We start from the raw sequence: 17,784 nt of genomic DNA, 5'->3' as shown, positions 1-17,784 counted from the left end.
CTAACTATCTTTTTCCTTAGGAATATGCCCGTCGCAGTTGGCGGGTTCGGATTGGTTTATAAGAAGGAGAACCAATGAAAAACTGCATAAAGTGTTTGGCCCTTCTTGGTTTATCGGCTTCGCTCGCTTTTGCGCACGAAACCTTTAACAAGAGCGGACAACTCGGTTTTGACAAAACATATTCAGCACAGTCCATGAAGCATGGTCAGTTGGGTATCAGCGTTTTGGGCGATATCTCGAATGACAAGAGCGTTTTCTCGGACGAAGAGTTCTATTCGAACACGGGCCGTAACGGCGTGTCTGAATATTATGGTGCAAACGGCTACTTCGGCATGTCCTTTGGCATGTTCGAAATTGTGGACGTAGCGGTAATGCTTCCGCTTTATTATGACCATGTCGGTTTTGATAAGTATACCGATGAAAAAGGCAAGGAAACGCGTGCAGGTGATGCGGCTAATCAGGGCTATCTCGGTAATCTCCGCGCCAGCTTGAAGTTCCGTGCACCGCTTCCGGAAGATCAGCTTTTTGATATCGCGTTGCTCCTCGGCATGGATTTCCCGACGACGGACGCGAACAAGCGCGGTCTTTGGATCCGCGAACCGGATTATATCAATAGAAATACGGGCGTTGGTTACGCTTACGGTAACAAGAACTCGATCATGCGTTTTGTTCTCGCAGCAACGATGGATATGCGTAAGATCGAAGCCGCTCCGATTCTCATCCACTTGAACGGCGGCTACCGTTTCACGGTGGGTAACGATAATTTCCCGGGCTTCTATAATGTGGCTGCCGGTATCGAAATCTATCCGCTTCCGGTCGTTTCCATCTTCGGTGAATACTATATGGACATCTTTGATGGCGACTACGAAGGTCTCAAACCGATGACGATGAACGAAGCCTCTGTGGGTCTCGTGTTCCATATCGGTTCTCACCTCGACCTTCAGGTCGGTGGTCACTTCGCTGTGACAAAGAAGTACACGGAAGGTCGTGTGTCTGGTGGATTCTCGCATGACGGTTCTCACATGACCAATGGCAAGACGGAAGAGGCTTGGACTTACAAGGCCCGCACGGTTCCGCAGGCTTACGGCTTCGGCGGCATCACGTGGTCTGGTTTCTTGATCGACCCGGATCGCGATGGTGACGGCGTTCCTGATAGCGAAGACAAGTGCCCGGATGAACGCGGCGACAAGCGCAACGATGGTTGCCCGTGGCCGAACCCGGACTTGGATGAAGATGGTATTTGCGATGCTTGGGTAGCCGAAAAGGGTCTCCATTCCGAATTTGCTGAAATCTGCGAAGGCATCGACCAGTGTCCGAACGAACAGGGTGCAGGCTCTGACGGTTGCCCGCTCGACAATCCGGATCCGGATGCGGACGGCGTTTGCGACCCGTGGGTTTCTCAGAAGAATATGCTCGCTAAGTTTGCTGACGTTTGCACCGGCATCGATGAATGCCCGGCTCAGGCTGGTTCGCCGAACTTCAGCGGCTGCCCAACCAAGCTCCCGGACCCGGATAACGACTCCCTCTGCTCTCCGTGGGTGACGGACGAAGGTCTCCTCGCTGAATTCGCTAACGTCTGTAAGGGCTACGATATGTGCCCGGGTGAAGCTGGTCCTGTGGCTAACAAGGGTTGCCCGTGGCCGGATCCGGACGTCGATGGTGATGGTCTCTGCGATGCTTGGGTTACCGAAAAGCAGCTCGGCTACTTCTTCGAAAACCCGACCGATCCGAACATGAAGCAATGCAAGGGCGTGGATAAGTGCCCGGCTGAATATGGCCCGATTGAAAACGAAGGTTGCCCGCTTGGCAATCCGGACTCCGACCAGGATAGCGTTTGCGATGCTTGGGTCTCGGAACGCGGCATGCTCGATGATTACAAGAGCGTCTGCACGGGCGTGGATAAATGCCCGAACGAAAAGGGTCCGCTTGCAACGGATGGCTGCCCGACGGAAGATCCGGACGTTGACCATGACGGTGTTTGCGATGCTTGGGTTACCCAGAAGGGAATGCAGGATGTCTTCAAGGATGTCTGCACCGGTCTCGACAAGTGCCCGTATGATTCTGGTTCTGTGAAGAATGACGGTTGCCCGCTTGACAATCCGGACTCGGATAAGGACGGCGTTTGCGATGCTTGGGTTACCCAGAAGGGTATGCTCGAAATGTTCGCAGATGTTTGCACCGGCCTTGACAAGTGCCCGTTTGACTCGGGTTCTGTGTCCAACAACGGTTGCCCGCTCGACAATCCGGACTCGGATGCGGACGGCGTCTGCGATCCGTGGGTTACTCAGAAGGGTATGCTCGACATGTTCGCCGGTCAGTGCTCTGGCCTCGACAAGTGTCCGTTCGAAGCCGGTTCTCCGGATGCGGATGGCTGCCCTGTTGAAGAAATCAAGCTTGAAGTCTACTTCGCAAGTGGCAAGGCCAAGCTCACGGCTAACTCGAAGAGAACTCTCCGTGAACTCGCTAAGAAATTGAACTCGAAGGAACGCAAGGATGAACGCTACCAGATCCTCGGTTACACCGATGACCGCGGTAACGATAAGTCCAACCTGAAACTTTCTCAGAAGCGTGCCGACGCAGTCGTTACCGAACTCGTAAAGAACGGCGTAGATAAGAGCCGTCTCGAAGCGGTCGGTATGGGCGAAGCGGATCCGGTTGCCGACAACAGCACGGCTGAAGGTCGCGAACTGAACCGCCGCATCATGATGAAGCGCGTTCAATAATCTGAGTCTATCAAGACTGAAAAAATCCCTGGCTTAGTGCTCTAAGCCGGGATTTTTTTATTTTGCAGGCATGGAAACTTATATCTTTCAGCACGTTGCTTTTGAAGGTCCTGGCGCCATTCTTCCATACTTGGAATCGAAAGGGTATCACGTTCACCTGGTAAAGCTTTATGCAGGCGATCTGGTGCCGAGTTCTTTGGACGTGGACTTTGCGGTTCTGATGGGTGGCCCGATGAGCGCTTTGGAAGAAGACAAGTATCCTTTTATGGTAGAAGAAAAACAGCTTTGCCGTGAACTCTTTGCGGCGGACAAGCCTGTGCTTGGCGTTTGCCTAGGCGCTCAAATTATGGCGAACGCTTTCTTTGCTCCGATTCGTCAGAATCCAGAAAAGGAAATCGGTTTTTACCCGGTGACGTTTGAAAACGGCTTTACGGTCAACGCCTTCCATTGGCATGGTGAAACCTTTGATATTCCGGAATATGCGGAATCGATAGCCTACAGTGAAGCGTGCCGTAATCAAGGCTTTAAGATGGGACGTTCTCTAGGCCTGCAATTCCATTTGGAAACGACTGCGGAATCCTTGAACAGCTTGCTTGAAAACTGTGCGGAAGAACTGGAAGCGGCGCTGTCTGCAAAGGCGAAGTATGTGCAGTCGAAGTCGCAAATTTTGGAAACGGCAAAGACCGCTCTCCCGGAATTGAACGCGGCGATGACAGAACTTTTGGACGCGATGCTCGCCTAAATTGCGCTTAGCCGACGATCGATGAAAGGACTTGTACCGCCTGCGGCATGGAAGTTTTATCGACCGAGGAATAGTTCACGATGAACTTGTGCAGGGAGGGCTCTGCTTCAAAGTAATATTCGGACAAGGCGCGGATGTGAACTCCTCTCGCTTCCGCTTTTTTGCAGAATTCCACGTCGGAAAGATCTGTATCAACGCCTAAGATAAAGTGCAGTCCCGCATCTTCTTCGTAAATCGTGGTGTATTTGCAAAGCTTGCTTTTTTGAATGGCGGTGAGCAGGGCGTCGCGTTTTGCACGGTACAGATTGCGTGCGCGGTTGATGTGCGTTTCGTAAAAGCCTCCTTCCATAAAGCGAGCCATCGCATATTGGTCGAGGTTAGAGACGGTACAGGAATAAAAGGAAAGTTCCTCGTGAAATTTTTGGGCGAGAGATTTGGGTAAAACCATGTAGCTCAAGCGAATCGTCGAAGTCAGCGTTTTGGAGAAGGTGTTCAGATAAATGACCTTGTCGAGAACATCGATGTTTTGCAGAGCGGGAATGGGTCTTCCAGACATGCGAAATTCGCTGTCATAATCGTCTTCGATAATATAGCGCTTGGGCGATGCGGTCGCCCAGCTGAGCAAACGGTAACGTTCGGCAATCGGCATCACCTTTCCCGTAGGAAAATGATGCGACGGCGAAAGGTGTACCACATCGGCGTTGGATTTTTCGAGCTCTGCGACAAAGCTTTGGGCTTGGACGGGGATGTAGCAAAAGTCCACGTTGTACTGGCTGTAGAGCTTTGAAATTTTGCTGTAGCCGGGATCTTCAATTGCGTAACATTTGTCAAAGCCTAGTAACTGCAAAAGAAGCCCGTAGAGAATGTCTGTTCCGGCGCCGATGACGATTTGCGAAGGCGCTACGCGAATGTTTCGAAATTCGAGAAGCATGTGTGCAATGGCCCTGCGCAGTTCAAAGACGCCTTCGCTGGGCGATACGCGGAGCAGGTCGGCTTGACGTTCGCAGAGGATTTCGCGGGTGATCTTTGCCCAGGTGCTGAAGGGGAAGCTTTCGATGTCTGCGGCGTTGCTTGCGAAATCGGCGATGTATTTGGGGTCCAGGTTTTCGGGCTCGTCGTTTGCTGTGTATTGGTGGGAACGTTTGCTGGGCTTTGTGTTAAAGCGGGTGGCTTGTGCGGGCGCCTGAATTTGGGCGATGTAAAAACCTTTTTTGGGAAGGGAATAGATGTAGCCTTCTGCAAGGAGTTGCGCATAAGCGTTTTCGACGGTTACGACGCTCACGCCGAGATTTTGGGCAAGGCTTCGTTTGGAAGGCAAGCGGGAATCGGCTTCGAGCCTTTTTGAAAGAATGTCCTTTCGGATGCACTGGTACAGATAATGATAAAGAGATTCACTTCCTGCTTTAGACATGTCGTAGGTGAACATTCTTTTGCCCTTGAAAAAAGTTTCTGATCTTCTAGAAATATAAAAATCTGATATGCAACTGACCTTATTGTGGTATGGTCAAAATAATAGAAACTTGAACGTTGGAATGTGATTTTGTTCGTTCTAAATTACCCCTTGAACCAAAACAAGTGAGGTCATGATGACGAACGAAACGAAAACAGAAAGCCGCAGCGAATTGAACCGTAACCTTGCCCAGATGCTGAAGGGCGGTGTGATTATGGACGTGACGACTCCGGAACAGGCAAAGATTGCAGAAGCGGCAGGTGCCGCTGCCGTGATGGCGCTCGAACGCATTCCGGCGGATATCCGTGCGGCGGGTGGCGTTTCCCGGATGAGCGATCCGAAGATGATCAAGGGAATTCAGGATGCGGTTTCGATTCCGGTGATGGCGAAGTGCCGCATTGGACACTTTGCAGAAGCACAGATTTTGCAGGCGATTGAAATTGACTACATCGATGAAAGCGAAGTGCTTTCTCCGGCGGACGATGTTTTCCACATCAACAAGCGTGATTTTGAAGTGCCGTTTGTGTGTGGAGCAAAGGATTTGGGCGAAGCGCTGCGTCGGATTGAAGAAGGCGCTTCGATGATCCGTACCAAGGGGGAGCCGGGTACGGGAGATATTGTACAGGCTGTGCGTCACATGCGTTTGATGAATCAGGAAATCGCAAGAATTACGAGCATGCGTGAAGACGAACTCTTTAACCGTGCCAAGGAATTGCAGGTTTCGTATGACTTGGTTCGCTATGTGCATGATCACGGAAAACTCCCGGTGGTGAATTTTGCGGCGGGTGGCGTTGCGACTCCGGCGGATGCCGCTTTGATGATGCAGCTCGGCGCGGAAGGCGTTTTTGTGGGGTCGGGAATTTTCAAGTCTGGTAATCCGGCAAAGCGTGCCGCGGCGATTGTGCAGGCGGTGACGAACTATACCGATGCCAAGCTGATCGCTTCGCTTTCGGAAGATCTCGGAGAAGCGATGGTCGGAATCAACGAACAGGAAATCGCCTTGCTGATGGCGGAAAGAGGCAAGTAGTGGAAAAAAGAAAACTGCACATTGGAGTTCTTGCGGTTCAGGGAGCGTTCATTGAACATGAACGCGTCCTTGAATCCTTGGGCGCCGAGGCTTTTGAAATTCGCCAGTTGCGCGATTTGGATCGTCCGATGGATGGCCTTGTGCTGCCGGGAGGTGAAAGTACCGTTCAGGGGAAGTTGCTTCGCGATCTCGGTCTTTTTGAACCTCTTCAGAAGAAGATCCGCGAAGGCCTTCCGGTGCTTGCGACTTGCGCCGGCTTGATTCTGCTTGCGGAAAAGCTTTCGAATGACAAGTCGACGTATTTTGCGACGCTTCCCGTGACGGTGGAACGAAACGCTTACGGTCGGCAGTTGGGAAGCTTTTTTGTGCAGCACGATTTGAAGCACGTGGGGAATATTCCGATGACATTCATTCGCGCTCCGATCATCAATCAGGTGAACGATGGCGTGGAAGTTCTCGCGCATGTGGATTCTCCTTCGATTGGTGATAAGATTGTCGCTGTGCAGTACAAAAAACAGCTCGCCCTTGCTTTTCACCCGGAACTGGATTTGGATCGCAAGGTTCACCAGTACTTTCTCGGAATGATTTGAGCGGAAAGAGCTATTATTCTCTTTGAAAAGTGAGCCTAAATCATGAATTTAAAAGAGAATCTCCAATTTGATAAAGAACATCTGTGGCATCCTTATGCAGCGTTGAAAAATACTCCGGCGCGATTCTTGGCAAAGGAAGCTCATGGAACGACGATTGAAACGGCGGACGGTCTGCATCTGATCGACGCCGTTTCCAGTTGGTGGTGCATGGCGCACGGCCATAATGCTCCGGAAATCGTGGAAGCGATTCAGAAGCAGAGTGAAAAAATGTGCCATGTGATGTTCGGCGGCTTTACGCATGAACCGGCGATTGAACTCGGTGAAAAACTGGTGAACTTTTTGCCGCAGGGATTGAATCGAATCTTTTTTGCGGATTCCGGCAGTATTGCCGTGGAATGCGCGGCGAAAATGGCGGTGCAGTATCAGTATGCCATGGGTCATCCAGAAAAGAGTAAGCTTGTGGCGCTGAAAGGCGGCTATCATGGGGATACCGCCGGGGCGATGGCGCTCTCGGATCCCGATGGCATGCATGTGCTCTTTCGCGAAATCATGCCGCATCATTATTTTGCGGAACGTCCGAACTGCAGAGTCGACGAACCTTGGGACGATACGGACTTCGTTTCGATGGAACAGACCGTTGCGGAACATCTACATGAAATTGCAGCGGTCATTTGCGAACCTGTTTTCCAAGGTGGAAACGGGATGTGGCTGTATAATGCGGGCTATCTGAAACGTTTGCGGAAACTTTGCGACCGCTACGGGATTCTTTTGATTTTAGACGAAATCGCTTCGGGCTTTTTTCGGACCGGTCCGCGTTTTGCGATGGAACATGCGGGAATTTTGCCGGATATCATGTGCATCGGGAAGGCGCTGACCGGGGGAAGCATCACCATGGCGGCCTGTGTGGCGTCGGAGATGGTCGCGGAGACGATTACGAATAGTAAAATCTCTGCGTTTATGCATGGCCCGACTTACATGGCGAACCCTCTCGCTTGTGCGGCGGGGATAGCTTCGCTGTCGCTTTTTGAAAATCGGGATTATCCAAGTGCCGTGAAGCGGATTGAGGCTCGCTTAAAGCAGAATCTGGCACCGTTGCGCAGTTTGGAAAATACGGCGGATGTCCGCGTCTGTGGAGCGATCGGGGTGCTAGAACTGAAAGCGAAACCTTCATCTGACGACATTTTGAAGGTCATTCGGGAAACAGGAGTGTGGCTTCGTCCGTTCTGCAATTACGTGTACACGATGCCACCGTTGGTGACGACCGAAGCGGAAATAGACCGCATTTGCGAAGCGATGAAACGGATTGGGGAATGCGAACCTTTGCCGGTTGTCGATGGGGATGATGAATTCCACGAATAAGGGAATGTAAGATTCCCTTTATTGAGGTCATTATGAATTACTATAGCTTAAAAATGCGAGCTTCGCAGCATATGGGCGAAGGCGTCAATCAACACGAACAGCATATTTCCGGTGCGGAACGCATTGTAAAACGCGAAATGGTGGAAGATGTTTGCAGGGCCATGGTGCATCGGGCGATGTCGCATTCTAAGGGAGATCCGGATTTTATCAATGTGAAAATCGAGAAGGTCCTGGAAAAGGATATCCAAATTTTGAAGGCTTTGCCAGTGACCCGCGTGGACGTGGAAACGGCAGAAGAAGGATTGAAAAAGGCGTTTGGCTTGCTTCGCGACGATGTCGCCTGCAACGACAGGTTGGAAAATGCCATGGAGAACACTGCGACGCCTTCCGAGTTGGCCGGTTTCTTGAAGGATTTTGAAACGAACTTATCTAAACTATTAAAAGAAACCTTCCCGATGCGCGGAGCCATGCTCTACGATATTGCGACGGGGAAGCGCTTGGAACCGGACAAGGAACGCGGAGTCCGGGCGACTTACATGGACGCTTTGCATTCAAGCGAAGTGGACGGAAAAAAGAACCATTTTAACGAAGCGATTGTCCTTGCGACAAAGGTCGCTAATGCACCGGGCATGGTCGCGGAATTCTGCATGAGCGACGATCCAAATTATGTGACGGGTTACGTGGCGAGCAAAAGGCTTGGCTACGTGCGTATCATGAAAATGAAAGAGATGAACGACGAAAACGGCGGTCGCATTTTCCTCTTTGACTCGAGGAAAGCTTCCGCCGAAGAATGCATTCAGTTCCTTCAGAAAACGAAGGTTCTGGTCGAAGTTTAGTTAACGGCTGATGCGGACGCTCTTGGAAACGCCTGTTGTCCTGTTCCTTAAATAATAGACGCCGGACTGCTTCAGCTGATTGGACGACTGGAGCATATCGGCAGCGGCGGAGAATCCGTATGCGGAAATCGTTCCGATACGCATGCCGAGTGAATTCAACACGTGATAATCCTGAAGTTTCTGGGCGTCATAATTCAAATTGTTTGAAAAGACGCTGGTTGATTCGTTTGTAATCGGTTCCGGATCGGTTGCGTCTTTTCCCTTCACCAAGGTAAAGTAGTCGATGTCGAACCAGGAGCGGATCACCTTCATCTTAATAATGTGCGTGCCTGCAGTCAGGGTGACATTGGCGCTGACCTTGTTGTAGTCTTCGTAGTTTTCTTCGCCTTCGGTGGCTGCCGGAACCGAAATGGTATCCGTCAAATCAACGCCGTCCACTTGGAATAGGAGGGAAGAACCTTCGCTTGCCGCTGCGACTGCGGCAAAAAGCGTGTAGTCTCCAGTTTCTTGAACATTTACAGTGTAATCGAGCCATTCGCCTTCTACGTTGTAGCCGACGACAACTCCGGTTGCTTTAGCGTAAAGGTCTACGCTTTCTCCGCTGCGGTAGTAGCTGTCACCATGATTTTCGGAATCGGTGTCGTAATAGCCTGCATTGCCCGTGCCGATGCCTGGAACATCAAAGTCTTCGGATTCTATTTTGCCCGGAATTGTGTGGGTTTTGTATGCGGTCTGCGGAACAGGATCGATGAGAACGCCTCCGCCAAGTCCTGTTGTATTTTTGCCCTTGTCCAGATTTGTAGCGAAGTATTCCTTGAGCCATGTCATGGAGGCACGGTCTCTGCCGTTATCGATTAAGCCGGTGTTCGACACCCAAGTAGCTCCGTTGATGTATCCCCAAATGGTAATGCCTGCGACCCATTCCGTTTCCCACATAAAAGGAATGTGGTTTGCGTAGTCATTTTTTTGCTTGGCATCGTCCGCTTCGCTAATGTCGTATTCGGAGATGAGCAGGGGAAGGCCTGTTTCTTTGTGAATCCGGGTCATCTTGCTTTCAAAATCCGTTTTGCTCATGCCTTTACAGTCGTGAGCCTGCTGACCGTAAGCGTCGACAGGTGCACCATTTTTGATAATGGTCTGGATGAGTTCAATGCCTTCGTTTATTTGCCAGGTTAGCGTGTTATAATCGTTATAAATCAGGACCGCCTTTGGCCAACGTTCGCGTGCCATTTTGAAGGCTGTCGTGATAAAGTTGTATTGGTGCTTGCCGTTCACGACATCGTCACCGCCAAGAGCTTCGATAATATAAGAGCCTCCGCATTCCGTGTCGTCGGTGCTATTCCCTTCTGCACCGGCGGCGGGTTTGCCGTAGCCGGAGTGGTAGTTGTTACCATCCCAAATTGCTTCGTTAACGACGTCGATGTATTCGAGGTCGGGGAATTTTTCAGCGACGGCGTCAAACCATTCCGTAATGTATTGCTTGGTCTTTTCTATTGTAATGCTTGGATTCTTCTTTTTGCAGAGAAAGTTCGGGTATTGGGAACCCCAAACCAGGGCGTGAAATTTGAAGTGACGTTTGCCCGGTTCTTCTTTTGCCCATTTATAGGCACTTTCGCATTTATCGTAATTGTCCCAGGCGAATTTACTTGTGCCGGTGTTGCCGTTTGAGAGGGAATGGACAGAACCCCATTTACAGCCGTTTTCGGGGGTAATCTGGTTCCAGTACGTTCCCATGTCATTGCGGATTTGACCGCTCGTGGTGATGTTGCCGACGAATTTCGCACCGCCTTCTGCTAACGGAGCTGCTGTTGCGGTAGCGGTGAGTGATGCAAGGAGCGCTACGGAAGAGAGAAATGCCTTTTTCATGCCGAATCCTTTTTTTGATTTTTATTAAAATATTTCGCCGTTGTCGAATGCCTTAAGTATGAAAGAAATTTCTATGGATAAATAGTCCATAAAAGTTTGGACGGATTTTTTATATTGTTGACCGAAAAAAAGGCGAAAAATGAGCGTTTTGGACGATTTTACAAATGAAGTGATTCAGTCGATGCAAAAGGATCACACTTATCGATCTTTACGGCACATGACTACCCCCGAAACGAGCCGTATTCAGCTCGCTGGAACATCAGGGAAACCATCGCAAGAACTGATGCTTTTGGCGTCGAATTCATACCTTGACCTCGCCAATATACCAGAACTTAAAAAAGCGATGGCGGATGCCGTTCTCAAGTGGGGAACAGGCAGCGGCGGCGCACGCCTTACGACCGGAAATAAGACGCCACATTTAGCGCTCGAAGAGGAAATTGCAAAGTTCAAAGGCGAGGAGGCTGCGATTACGTTCGGCACGGGATACATGGCAAACGTGGGAACGATTTCCGCTCTCTGTGCTAGGAAAGACATCATTTTTAGCGATGAACTGAACCATGCAAGCATTATCGACGGCATTCGCCTTTCCCGTGCAAAGTGCTACGTTTACAAGCACAACGATCTCGAAGATTTAAGATCCAAGATTGCGGAAGCGGTGAATGTAAATGGTCAAAAGCTCGGCGAAAATGCGGCGGAAAAAGTCCGCGGAGTGATTGTGACCGATGCCGTGTTCAGCATGGACGGCGACTTGGCGAATCTTCCCGAACTTTTGAAAATCGCAAAGGATCATTCCTTGCTTCTGATGATTGACGAAGCGCATGCGACGGGCGTTATTGGCAGAACGGGCCGCGGGCTTGCGGAATATTTTGGCTGTGAACATGCCGACGTGACGGTGGGAACCTTGAGCAAGGCGATCGCCTGCGAAGGAGGATTTGTCGCGGGCAAAAAGCAGCTGATCGAATTTTTGAAGAACAAGGCGCGGAGCTTTATCTTCACGACGGCGATGGCGCCGGCGGTCGCTTTTGCGGCTTGCAATAATTTGCGGTATCTGGAAAATCATCCGGAGTGCGTGCAAAAACTCCAGTCAAATGTAGAGTTTTTTTGCAAGGCTTTGCAGAAGGCCGGTCTGCAGGTGCCGAGTGTTCCGTCGGCGATCGTTCCGATCATCGTGGGCGATGAGGAAAAGGCTTTGCTGGTTTCGGCAGAACTTCAGAAACAGGGGATTCTGATTTCCGCGATCCGCTATCCCACCGTGCAAAAGGGCAGCGCCCGCTTACGGGCAAGCTTGATGGCAAGCCTTTCGACCGAAGACTTGGAATTTGCCGCCCAAAAGATTGCGCAGACGATTCAAAAGATGAGGTGAAAAATGTCTAACGGTTGTTTGAATGCGAAGGGTTACTTTGTGACGGCGACCGGCACGGATGTCGGCAAGACTTTTATCACGGCACTTCTCGTGAAAAAATGGCGGGATTCCGGAATTGATGCAGGATATTATAAGGCCGCATTGAGCGGTGCCGAATTCAAAAATGGTCACTGGGTTGCGGGCGATGCGGATTATGTGAAAAATTTCGCCGGACTTTCGGACTCTGAAGAAGAACTCGTTAGCTACGTTTACAGGGAAGCCGTTTCGCCGCATTTAGCGGCCCGTAAAGAGGGAAATCCGGTAGAGCTGTCCCAAGTGAAGTCGGACTTTAAAAAGGCCGCGGAAAGGCACTCTTTTGTGTTCGTAGAAGGGAGCGGTGGAATCATCTGCCCGATCCGCGATGACGTGGACGCAAACGGTGAATCCTGTGGAAAAAAGTATTTTCTCGAAGACATCATGAAGGCGGTGAATTTGCCGCTTTTGATTGTCACCACGGCAGCCTTGGGCTCCATCAATTCCTGCGTGTTGACCGTGGAATATGCTAAAAGCCGAGGACTTTTTGTTCGCGGAATCGTGGTGAACCGTTACGGCGATAGTGGCAATCTGGAAATGGAAGACGACAACATGCGTATGATGCAAAAAATCACCGGTCTTGAAATTCTTGCGAAAGTGAGAACCGGTGATTTGGACTTAGGCGTTTTGCCGTTTTAATTTTACTTCGAACGCCAGAGGCCGATCAGGCTCTTGTTTTTGCGGAGCGTGAGCCAGAAGGTCGGACCGATAAGAATCAGATCTCGGATAAGGGCTGTCCATGTTTCACTCTTGCTCTGCGCCCCTTCCAGTTCAAAGCATCCGCAGGTGATGCCGAGGTCCAGGGCAAGCGCCCAGATGAGTGCGATGATAAAGCTTACGAACATGCCGAAAATCGCAAGGGAACATTCCTTTGTAAACGGCGTCACGATGAGTGCAAGGCCAAACCAGAATTCAAACTGCGGATAGACCAGGGCAAAGAAGTTGTTCACAAAATCCGGCAAGAACTGGTACTGTGCCACGAGAACGGCAAACTGCTTCGGATCCTGGATCTTGAAAAGGCTTGCAAAGATGAACATGCCGCCGATGCCGATGCGGAACAGCGTTTCAAGACCTTTGATAGTGAATTCCTTATCCTTCAAATAAGCGGGAATCACAAGCAGAATGGAGACGATCAGGGAAGCGATGCCTACGTGAATGTTGTACTTCCAGATTTTCGGGAACTTTTCGATTAAAGATTCATAATCGGTAAAGGTGAGGAAGGATTCCGGGAAGGCGACTTCCGCGACGCATACTGCGGTCAGGAATGTGGCTATAAGCAATAAAATGGTGGAGAGGATATGCTTTTTCATTAGAACCCCTCCGGTTTTTCAAAGACTTCCTGGGTGCCGATCCATTCGACAGAGCGATTTGCATCGGCACGGATGTTGTTGAGAATCGCAAGTAGAATACATGCTGCGGCGAAAATAAATAAAAACTTCCAGTTGAAGCTTTTGATGTAGTTTAAAATTTTTTCCTTCATAAATAGAAATGTATAAATCTATCTCGCAAAAAACAAAGGCTTTCCTGGTGGGAAAGCCTTTGCGCGAAAGTTCTGCGAATTTTCGAAACTTAGATGTTGTCGATAATCCGGTTGAAAGCTTCGACCGGACGCATCCACTTTTTGAGAAGTTCCGGCTGGGTGACGTAGTAACCGCCGATATCCACGGAGACGCCTTGAGCCTTGGCGAGAGCCGAAACGATTTCCTGTTCGCTTTTCGTCAACGCTTCGGCAACCGGAGCGAACTTGGCTGCAAGTTCGCTGTCCGTCGTCTGGACGGCGAGTTCTTGTGCCCAGTACATGGCGAGGTAGAAGTGGGAGCCTCGGTTGTCGAGACCGCCGAGCTTGCGTTCCGGGGTGCGGTTGTTATCGAGGATTTTTTCGTTTGCTTTGTCGAGCGCTTCGGCGAGAACCTTGGCCTTCGGCGTACCGATCTGTTCGAGAGAAGCGGCGAGGGCGAAGTATTCGCCAAGGGAATCCCAGCGAAGGTAGTTTTCAGCGAGGAACTGCTGCACCTGTTTCGGAGCGCTTCCGCCTGCACCTGTTTCGAACATGCCACCGCCCGCCATCAGCGGAACAATGGAAAGCATCTTGGCAGAGGTGCCGACTTCGAGAATCGGGAAAAGGTCGGTGAGATAGTCGCGCATCACGTTGCCCGTGACGGAGATAGTATCTTCGCCCTTCTTGGCGCGGGTCATCGTTTCAAAGATTGCATCTGTCGGGGATTTGATCGAAATCGAAAGACCGGAAAGATCGTATTCTTTAAGGTAAACTTCGACCTTCTTTTGCACTTCGCGGTCGTGGGCGCGGTTCGGGTCGAGCCAGAAGATTGCTGGCATGTTGGCAGCTTTGGCACGGTTCACGGCGAGCTTTACCCAATCGCGAATCGGAGCGTCCTTCGCCTGGCACATACGGTAGATGTCGCCTGCTTCCACGTTCTGCGAAAGGAGAACGTCTCCCTTCGAATTGACTGCGCGGATAATGCCCTTGCCGGTTGCGATAAAGGTCTTGTCGTGGCTGCCGTATTCTTCGGCCCCCTGAGCCATGAGACCAACGTTCTGAACGGTACCCATCGTGCTCGGGTCAAATGCGCCGTTCTTTTTGCAGAAGTCGATCGTAGCCTTGTAAATACCTGCGTAGCTGCGGTCCGGAATCACGGCCTTCGCTTCTTCGAGCTTGCCGTCCTTGTTCCACATGCAACCGGAGTTGCGGATCATCGCCGGCATCGATGCGTCGATAATCACATCGCTCGGAACGTGAAGGTTTGTGATTCCCTTCGTGGAATCGACCATGGCAAGGCTCGGACCTTGAGCGATTGCAGCGTCGATAGCCGCCTTGACTTCGGCTTCCTTCGGATGTCCATCGAGACGCTTGAAGAGGTCGCCGAGACCGTTGTTTTCATTGACGCCGATTTCCTTGAAGAGATCTGCGTACTGTGTGAACACGTCCTTAAAGAACACGCGAACGAATGCGCCGAACATGACCGGGTCCGAGACTTTCATCATGGTCGCCTTCAAGTGCACGGAGAAGAGAACGCCCTGCTTTTTGGCATCTTCCATCTGTTCTGCGATGAACTTTTCGAGAGACTTCATACGCATCACGGTGGAGTCGAGAATTTCCCCCTTCAAAAGTGGCTTGGCAGCGCGGAGTTCCTTGACTTCGCCCGATTCGGAAACGAATTCGATCTTGAACGTGTCGGCTTCCGGAAGCGTAATGGAAGTTTCGTTGCCGTAGAAGTCGTCTGCCTGCATGCTCGAAACGTGGGTCTTCACAGATTCGTTCCAGGTTCCGTCGGAATGCGGATGCTTGCGTGCGTAATTTTTCACTGCCTGCGGAGCGCGACGGTCAGAGTTGCCCTGGCGAAGAACCGGGTTTACGGCAGAGCCCTTCACCTTGTCGTACTTGGCGCGGATGGCCTTTTCTTCTTCCGTTGCCGGCGCGTCCGGGTAATTCGGAACGTCGTAACCGTTCTTCTGGAGTTCCGCGATGGCTGCCTTGAGCTGTGGGAGGGACGCGGAAATATTCGGAAGTTTGATGATGTTTGCTGACGGATCCTGAGTGAACGCGCCGAGGAAGGCGAGGTCATCGGTCACCGGCTTGCCAAAGAATACAGCCCCCGCAGGGAGCTTGTCGGCAAAAACGGCGAGGATACGTGCCGGAAGGGAAATGTTCTTGGTTTCTACATCGATGTCGGCGGTCTTTGCGTAAGCTTGGACGATCGGGAGGAGGGATTGAGTCGCGAGAAACGGCGATTCGTCTGTCAGAGTATAATAGATTTTCTTAGTCATACAAGATGCAAGATAGAAAAACGACTTAGGGCTTCCAACACTCCAGTAAAAAGAAAAGAAGCCCGAAAATGTACGGGCTTCTTTCAAATCCTACAATTTTGAAAACTTAGAGGATGTTGTTGATGTCGCGGACGGCACCCTTGTCGGCGCTCGACGCCATAAGACCGTAAGCCTGCAGGGCCTTGGACACCTTGCGGTCGCGATGTTCCGGCTTCCAAGCTTTGGCTCCACGGGATTCCATTTCCTTGCGACGCTCGTCGAGTTCAGCATCGGTGAGACCGACGTTGATTGTGCGGTTCGGAATGTCGATTTCGATGATGTCGCCATCCTTGACGAGGCCGATGTTACCCTTGCTTGCTGCTTCCGGGCTTGCGTGTCCGATCGAAAGACCGCTTGTACCGCCAGAGAAGCGGCCATCGGTGAGAAGAGCGCAGAGCTTGCCCAAATGACGGCTCTTGAGATAGCTCGTCGGGTAGAGCATTTCCTGCATACCAGGACCGCCCTTCGGACCTTCGTAACGGATTACGACGACATCGCCCGCCTTGACGCGGTTCGGGTCGAGAATGCCCTTCACGGCGTCGTCCTGGCTTTCGAACACGACGGCCGGACCGGTGAACTTGAGAATGGATTCATCAACGCCTGCGGTCTTCACAATGCAACCATCCACGGCGAGATTACCGTAAAGAACAGCGAGGCCGCCATCCTTCGAATAGGCGTGGGCTGCATCGCGGATCGCGCCGTTTGTGCGGTCGAGATCCAGGGAGTCGTAATGGAAATCCTGAGAGAAAGCCGTAATGTTGAATTTGCGGCCTGGACCTGCGAGGTAGCGTTGTTTGATTTCTTCCGACGGATTGCGCATTACGTCGTTCGTTTCAATGGCTTCGCCCATCGTCTTGGCGTGAACGGTGTGGCATTCGCGGTGGATAAGACCCATGCGGTCGAGTTCGGCGAGAATACCGAAGATGCCGCCTGCGCGGTTCACGTCTTCCACGTGGATGTTATGAACGGTCGGGGCGACCTTACAAATGCAAGGCGTGTTGCGGGAAAGGCGGTCGATGTCCTTCATGGTGAAGTCAGCACCGGCTTCCTGTGCGACGGCGAGAAGGTGAAGGACCGTGTTCGAGCTTCCGCCCATGGCGATGTCGAGACGCATGGCGTTTTCGAAAGCTTCCTTCGTGGCAATGGAGCGCGGAAGGATCGAATCATCATCTTCGTCGTAGTAGCGGTGGCAAAGTTCCACAATGCGACGTCCCGCTTCTTCAAAGAGCTTCTGGCGTTCGGCGTTCGTGGCGACGATAGAACCGTTACCCGGAAGGGAAAGTCCGATCGCTTCGGTGAGGGAGTTCATCGAGTTTGCTGTGAACATACCGGAGCAACTGCCGCAAGTCGGGCAGGCTGCGGATTCGATTGCGGCGGTTTCTTCGTCGGAAACGCTTGTGTCAGCCGAATCAATCATCGCGTCGATCAAGTCGAGAGCGCGGTCGGAACCGTCTTTCTGCTTCACGTGGCCCGCTTCCATCGGACCGCCGGAAACAAAGATTGCAGGAATGTTCAAACGCATGGCGGCCATGAGCATGCCCGGAGTCACCTTGTCGCAGTTGCTGATGCAGACAAGAGCGTCGGCGCGGTGAGCGTTTGCCATATATTCAACGGAGTCCGCGATCAAATCACGTGATGGAAGGCTGTAGAGCATGCCGTCATGACCCATAGCGATACCGTCATCGACGGCGATCGTGTTCATTTCCTTAGGAATGCCGCCCGCTTTACGGATGTTTTCTGCGACAATCTTGCCGACGTTGCGAAGGTGAACGTGGCCCGGAACAAATTCTGTGAAGCTATTGCAAATCGCAATGACAGGTCTTCCGAATTCTTCCGGTTTTGTGCCAGTCGCGATCCAGAGCGCACGTGCGCCTGCCATTTCGCGGCCTTCAATAGTCTTTTTAGAACGCAGATCTCTCATAGTTATACCT

14 protein-coding genes are annotated in these 17,784 nt (G+C 51.4%); 8 read left to right on the top strand and 6 right to left on the bottom strand.

Annotated elements, in window-relative coordinates; translation table 11 throughout:
- Positions 1 to 74: 74 nt before the first annotated feature.
- A complete protein-coding gene (locus MR847_RS01685) occupies positions 75 to 2,723 on the top strand; it encodes an OmpA family protein (RefSeq protein WP_287722785.1) in 2,649 nt (882 codons plus the stop codon).
- A gap of 70 nt (positions 2,724 to 2,793) precedes the next feature.
- Positions 2,794 to 3,465 carry a type 1 glutamine amidotransferase gene (locus MR847_RS01680; protein WP_287722784.1) on the top strand — a complete coding sequence of 224 codons (672 nt, stop codon included), beginning with the start codon at positions 2,794 to 2,796 and terminating at the stop codon, positions 3,463 to 3,465.
- A gap of 7 nt (positions 3,466 to 3,472) precedes the next feature.
- Here MR847_RS01680 and pdxR read toward each other — a convergent pair whose 3' ends face one another.
- The gene (gene pdxR / locus MR847_RS01675) at positions 3,473 to 4,891 is read right to left on the bottom strand and encodes a MocR-like pyridoxine biosynthesis transcription factor PdxR (protein WP_287722783.1); all 1,419 of its coding nucleotides are present in this window, start codon (positions 4,889 to 4,891) and stop codon (positions 3,473 to 3,475) included.
- 160 nt (positions 4,892 to 5,051) lie between these two features.
- On the opposite strand from pdxR, the gene pdxS reads away from it, so the two are divergent.
- The 4 genes from pdxS to MR847_RS01655 are packed head-to-tail and all read left to right on the top strand — an operon-like array spanning position 5,052 to position 8,727.
- A complete protein-coding gene (gene pdxS, locus MR847_RS01670; protein ID WP_100426709.1) occupies positions 5,052 to 5,942 on the top strand; it encodes a pyridoxal 5'-phosphate synthase lyase subunit PdxS in 891 nt (296 codons plus the stop codon).
- A 14-nt stretch (positions 5,943 to 5,956) separates the two neighbouring features.
- Positions 5,957 to 6,532: a pyridoxal 5'-phosphate synthase glutaminase subunit PdxT gene (gene pdxT, locus MR847_RS01665; RefSeq protein WP_100426708.1), complete on the top strand. Its 576-nt coding sequence runs from the start codon at positions 5,957 to 5,959 to the stop codon at positions 6,530 to 6,532.
- A gap of 42 nt (positions 6,533 to 6,574) precedes the next feature.
- Positions 6,575 to 7,891 (top strand): adenosylmethionine--8-amino-7-oxononanoate transaminase, encoded by a 1,317-nt coding sequence (gene bioA / locus MR847_RS01660; protein ID WP_100424476.1) that lies wholly within the window; start codon positions 6,575 to 6,577, stop codon positions 7,889 to 7,891.
- A 32-nt stretch (positions 7,892 to 7,923) separates the two neighbouring features.
- On the top strand, positions 7,924 to 8,727 hold the full coding sequence (locus MR847_RS01655; protein ID WP_106520037.1) for a 6-carboxyhexanoate--CoA ligase: 804 nt from the start codon (positions 7,924 to 7,926) through the stop codon (positions 8,725 to 8,727).
- Here the strand turns inward: MR847_RS01655 and MR847_RS01650 are convergent, their stop codons facing one another.
- Positions 8,728 to 10,593 carry a cellulase family glycosylhydrolase gene (locus MR847_RS01650; protein WP_287722782.1) on the bottom strand — a complete coding sequence of 622 codons (1,866 nt, stop codon included), beginning with the start codon at positions 10,591 to 10,593 and terminating at the stop codon, positions 8,728 to 8,730.
- 139 nt (positions 10,594 to 10,732) lie between these two features.
- On the opposite strand from MR847_RS01650, the gene MR847_RS01645 reads away from it, so the two are divergent.
- Together MR847_RS01645 and bioD are read left to right on the top strand one after the other, a co-directional pair.
- A complete protein-coding gene (locus MR847_RS01645; RefSeq protein WP_287722781.1) occupies positions 10,733 to 11,956 on the top strand; it encodes an aminotransferase class I/II-fold pyridoxal phosphate-dependent enzyme in 1,224 nt (407 codons plus the stop codon).
- A 3-nt stretch (positions 11,957 to 11,959) separates the two neighbouring features.
- Positions 11,960 to 12,667, top strand: a complete 708-nt coding sequence (bioD, locus tag MR847_RS01640) for a dethiobiotin synthase (RefSeq protein WP_287722780.1) — start codon at positions 11,960 to 11,962, stop codon at positions 12,665 to 12,667.
- A gap of 2 nt (positions 12,668 to 12,669) precedes the next feature.
- On the opposite strand, the gene MR847_RS01635 is transcribed toward bioD, so the two are convergent.
- The 4 genes from MR847_RS01635 to ilvD form a co-directional block, all read right to left on the bottom strand.
- Positions 12,670 to 13,338 carry a MauE/DoxX family redox-associated membrane protein gene (locus tag MR847_RS01635; RefSeq protein WP_287722779.1) on the bottom strand — a complete coding sequence of 223 codons (669 nt, stop codon included), beginning with the start codon at positions 13,336 to 13,338 and terminating at the stop codon, positions 12,670 to 12,672.
- The gene (locus MR847_RS01630) at positions 13,338 to 13,508 is read right to left on the bottom strand and encodes a hypothetical protein (RefSeq protein ID WP_287722778.1); all 171 of its coding nucleotides are present in this window, start codon (positions 13,506 to 13,508) and stop codon (positions 13,338 to 13,340) included. The genes MR847_RS01635 and MR847_RS01630 overlap by 1 nt, the downstream gene beginning before the upstream one ends.
- A gap of 89 nt (positions 13,509 to 13,597) precedes the next feature.
- Positions 13,598 to 15,814, bottom strand: coding sequence for an NADP-dependent isocitrate dehydrogenase (locus tag MR847_RS01625; RefSeq protein ID WP_277000815.1), 2,217 nt, complete (start codon positions 15,812 to 15,814; stop codon positions 13,598 to 13,600).
- Between the two features lie 106 nt (positions 15,815 to 15,920).
- The gene (gene ilvD / locus MR847_RS01620; RefSeq protein WP_106520041.1) at positions 15,921 to 17,774 is read right to left on the bottom strand and encodes a dihydroxy-acid dehydratase; all 1,854 of its coding nucleotides are present in this window, start codon (positions 17,772 to 17,774) and stop codon (positions 15,921 to 15,923) included.
- Positions 17,775 to 17,784: the final 10 nt, after the last annotated feature.

The sequence above is a fragment of the Hallerella sp. genome, assembly GCF_022776125.1.
GTDB classification, from domain to species: Bacteria; Fibrobacterota; Fibrobacteria; order Fibrobacterales; family Fibrobacteraceae; genus Hallerella; species Hallerella succinigenes.
The sequence above is the reverse complement of the archived record's forward strand: the minus strand, read 5'-3'. Positions and strand labels throughout refer to the sequence as shown.

Bases quoted from the DNA above. Each gene is read 5' to 3' on its own strand.
- MR847_RS01685 (WP_287722785.1), top strand. From the start codon at position 75: ATGAAAAACTGCATAAAGTGTTTGGCCCTTCTTGGTTTATCGGCTTCG.
- MR847_RS01680 (WP_287722784.1), top strand. From the start codon at position 2,794: ATGGAAACTTATATCTTTCAGCACGTTGCTTTTGAAGGTCCTGGCGCC.
- pdxR (WP_287722783.1), bottom strand. From the start codon at position 4,891: ATGTTCACCTACGACATGTCTAAAGCAGGAAGTGAATCTCTTTATCAT.
- pdxS (WP_100426709.1), top strand. From the start codon at position 5,052: ATGACGAACGAAACGAAAACAGAAAGCCGCAGCGAATTGAACCGTAAC.
- bioA (WP_100424476.1), top strand. From the start codon at position 6,575: ATGAATTTAAAAGAGAATCTCCAATTTGATAAAGAACATCTGTGGCAT.
- MR847_RS01655 (WP_106520037.1), top strand. From the start codon at position 7,924: ATGAATTACTATAGCTTAAAAATGCGAGCTTCGCAGCATATGGGCGAA.
- MR847_RS01650 (WP_287722782.1), bottom strand. From the start codon at position 10,593: ATGAAAAAGGCATTTCTCTCTTCCGTAGCGCTCCTTGCATCACTCACC.
- MR847_RS01645 (WP_287722781.1), top strand. From the start codon at position 10,733: ATGAGCGTTTTGGACGATTTTACAAATGAAGTGATTCAGTCGATGCAA.
- bioD (WP_287722780.1), top strand. From the start codon at position 11,960: ATGTCTAACGGTTGTTTGAATGCGAAGGGTTACTTTGTGACGGCGACC.
- MR847_RS01635 (WP_287722779.1), bottom strand. From the start codon at position 13,338: ATGAAAAAGCATATCCTCTCCACCATTTTATTGCTTATAGCCACATTC.
- MR847_RS01630 (WP_287722778.1), bottom strand. From the start codon at position 13,508: ATGAAGGAAAAAATTTTAAACTACATCAAAAGCTTCAACTGGAAGTTT.
- MR847_RS01625 (WP_277000815.1), bottom strand. From the start codon at position 15,814: ATGACTAAGAAAATCTATTATACTCTGACAGACGAATCGCCGTTTCTC.
- ilvD (WP_106520041.1), bottom strand. From the start codon at position 17,774: ATGAGAGATCTGCGTTCTAAAAAGACTATTGAAGGCCGCGAAATGGCA.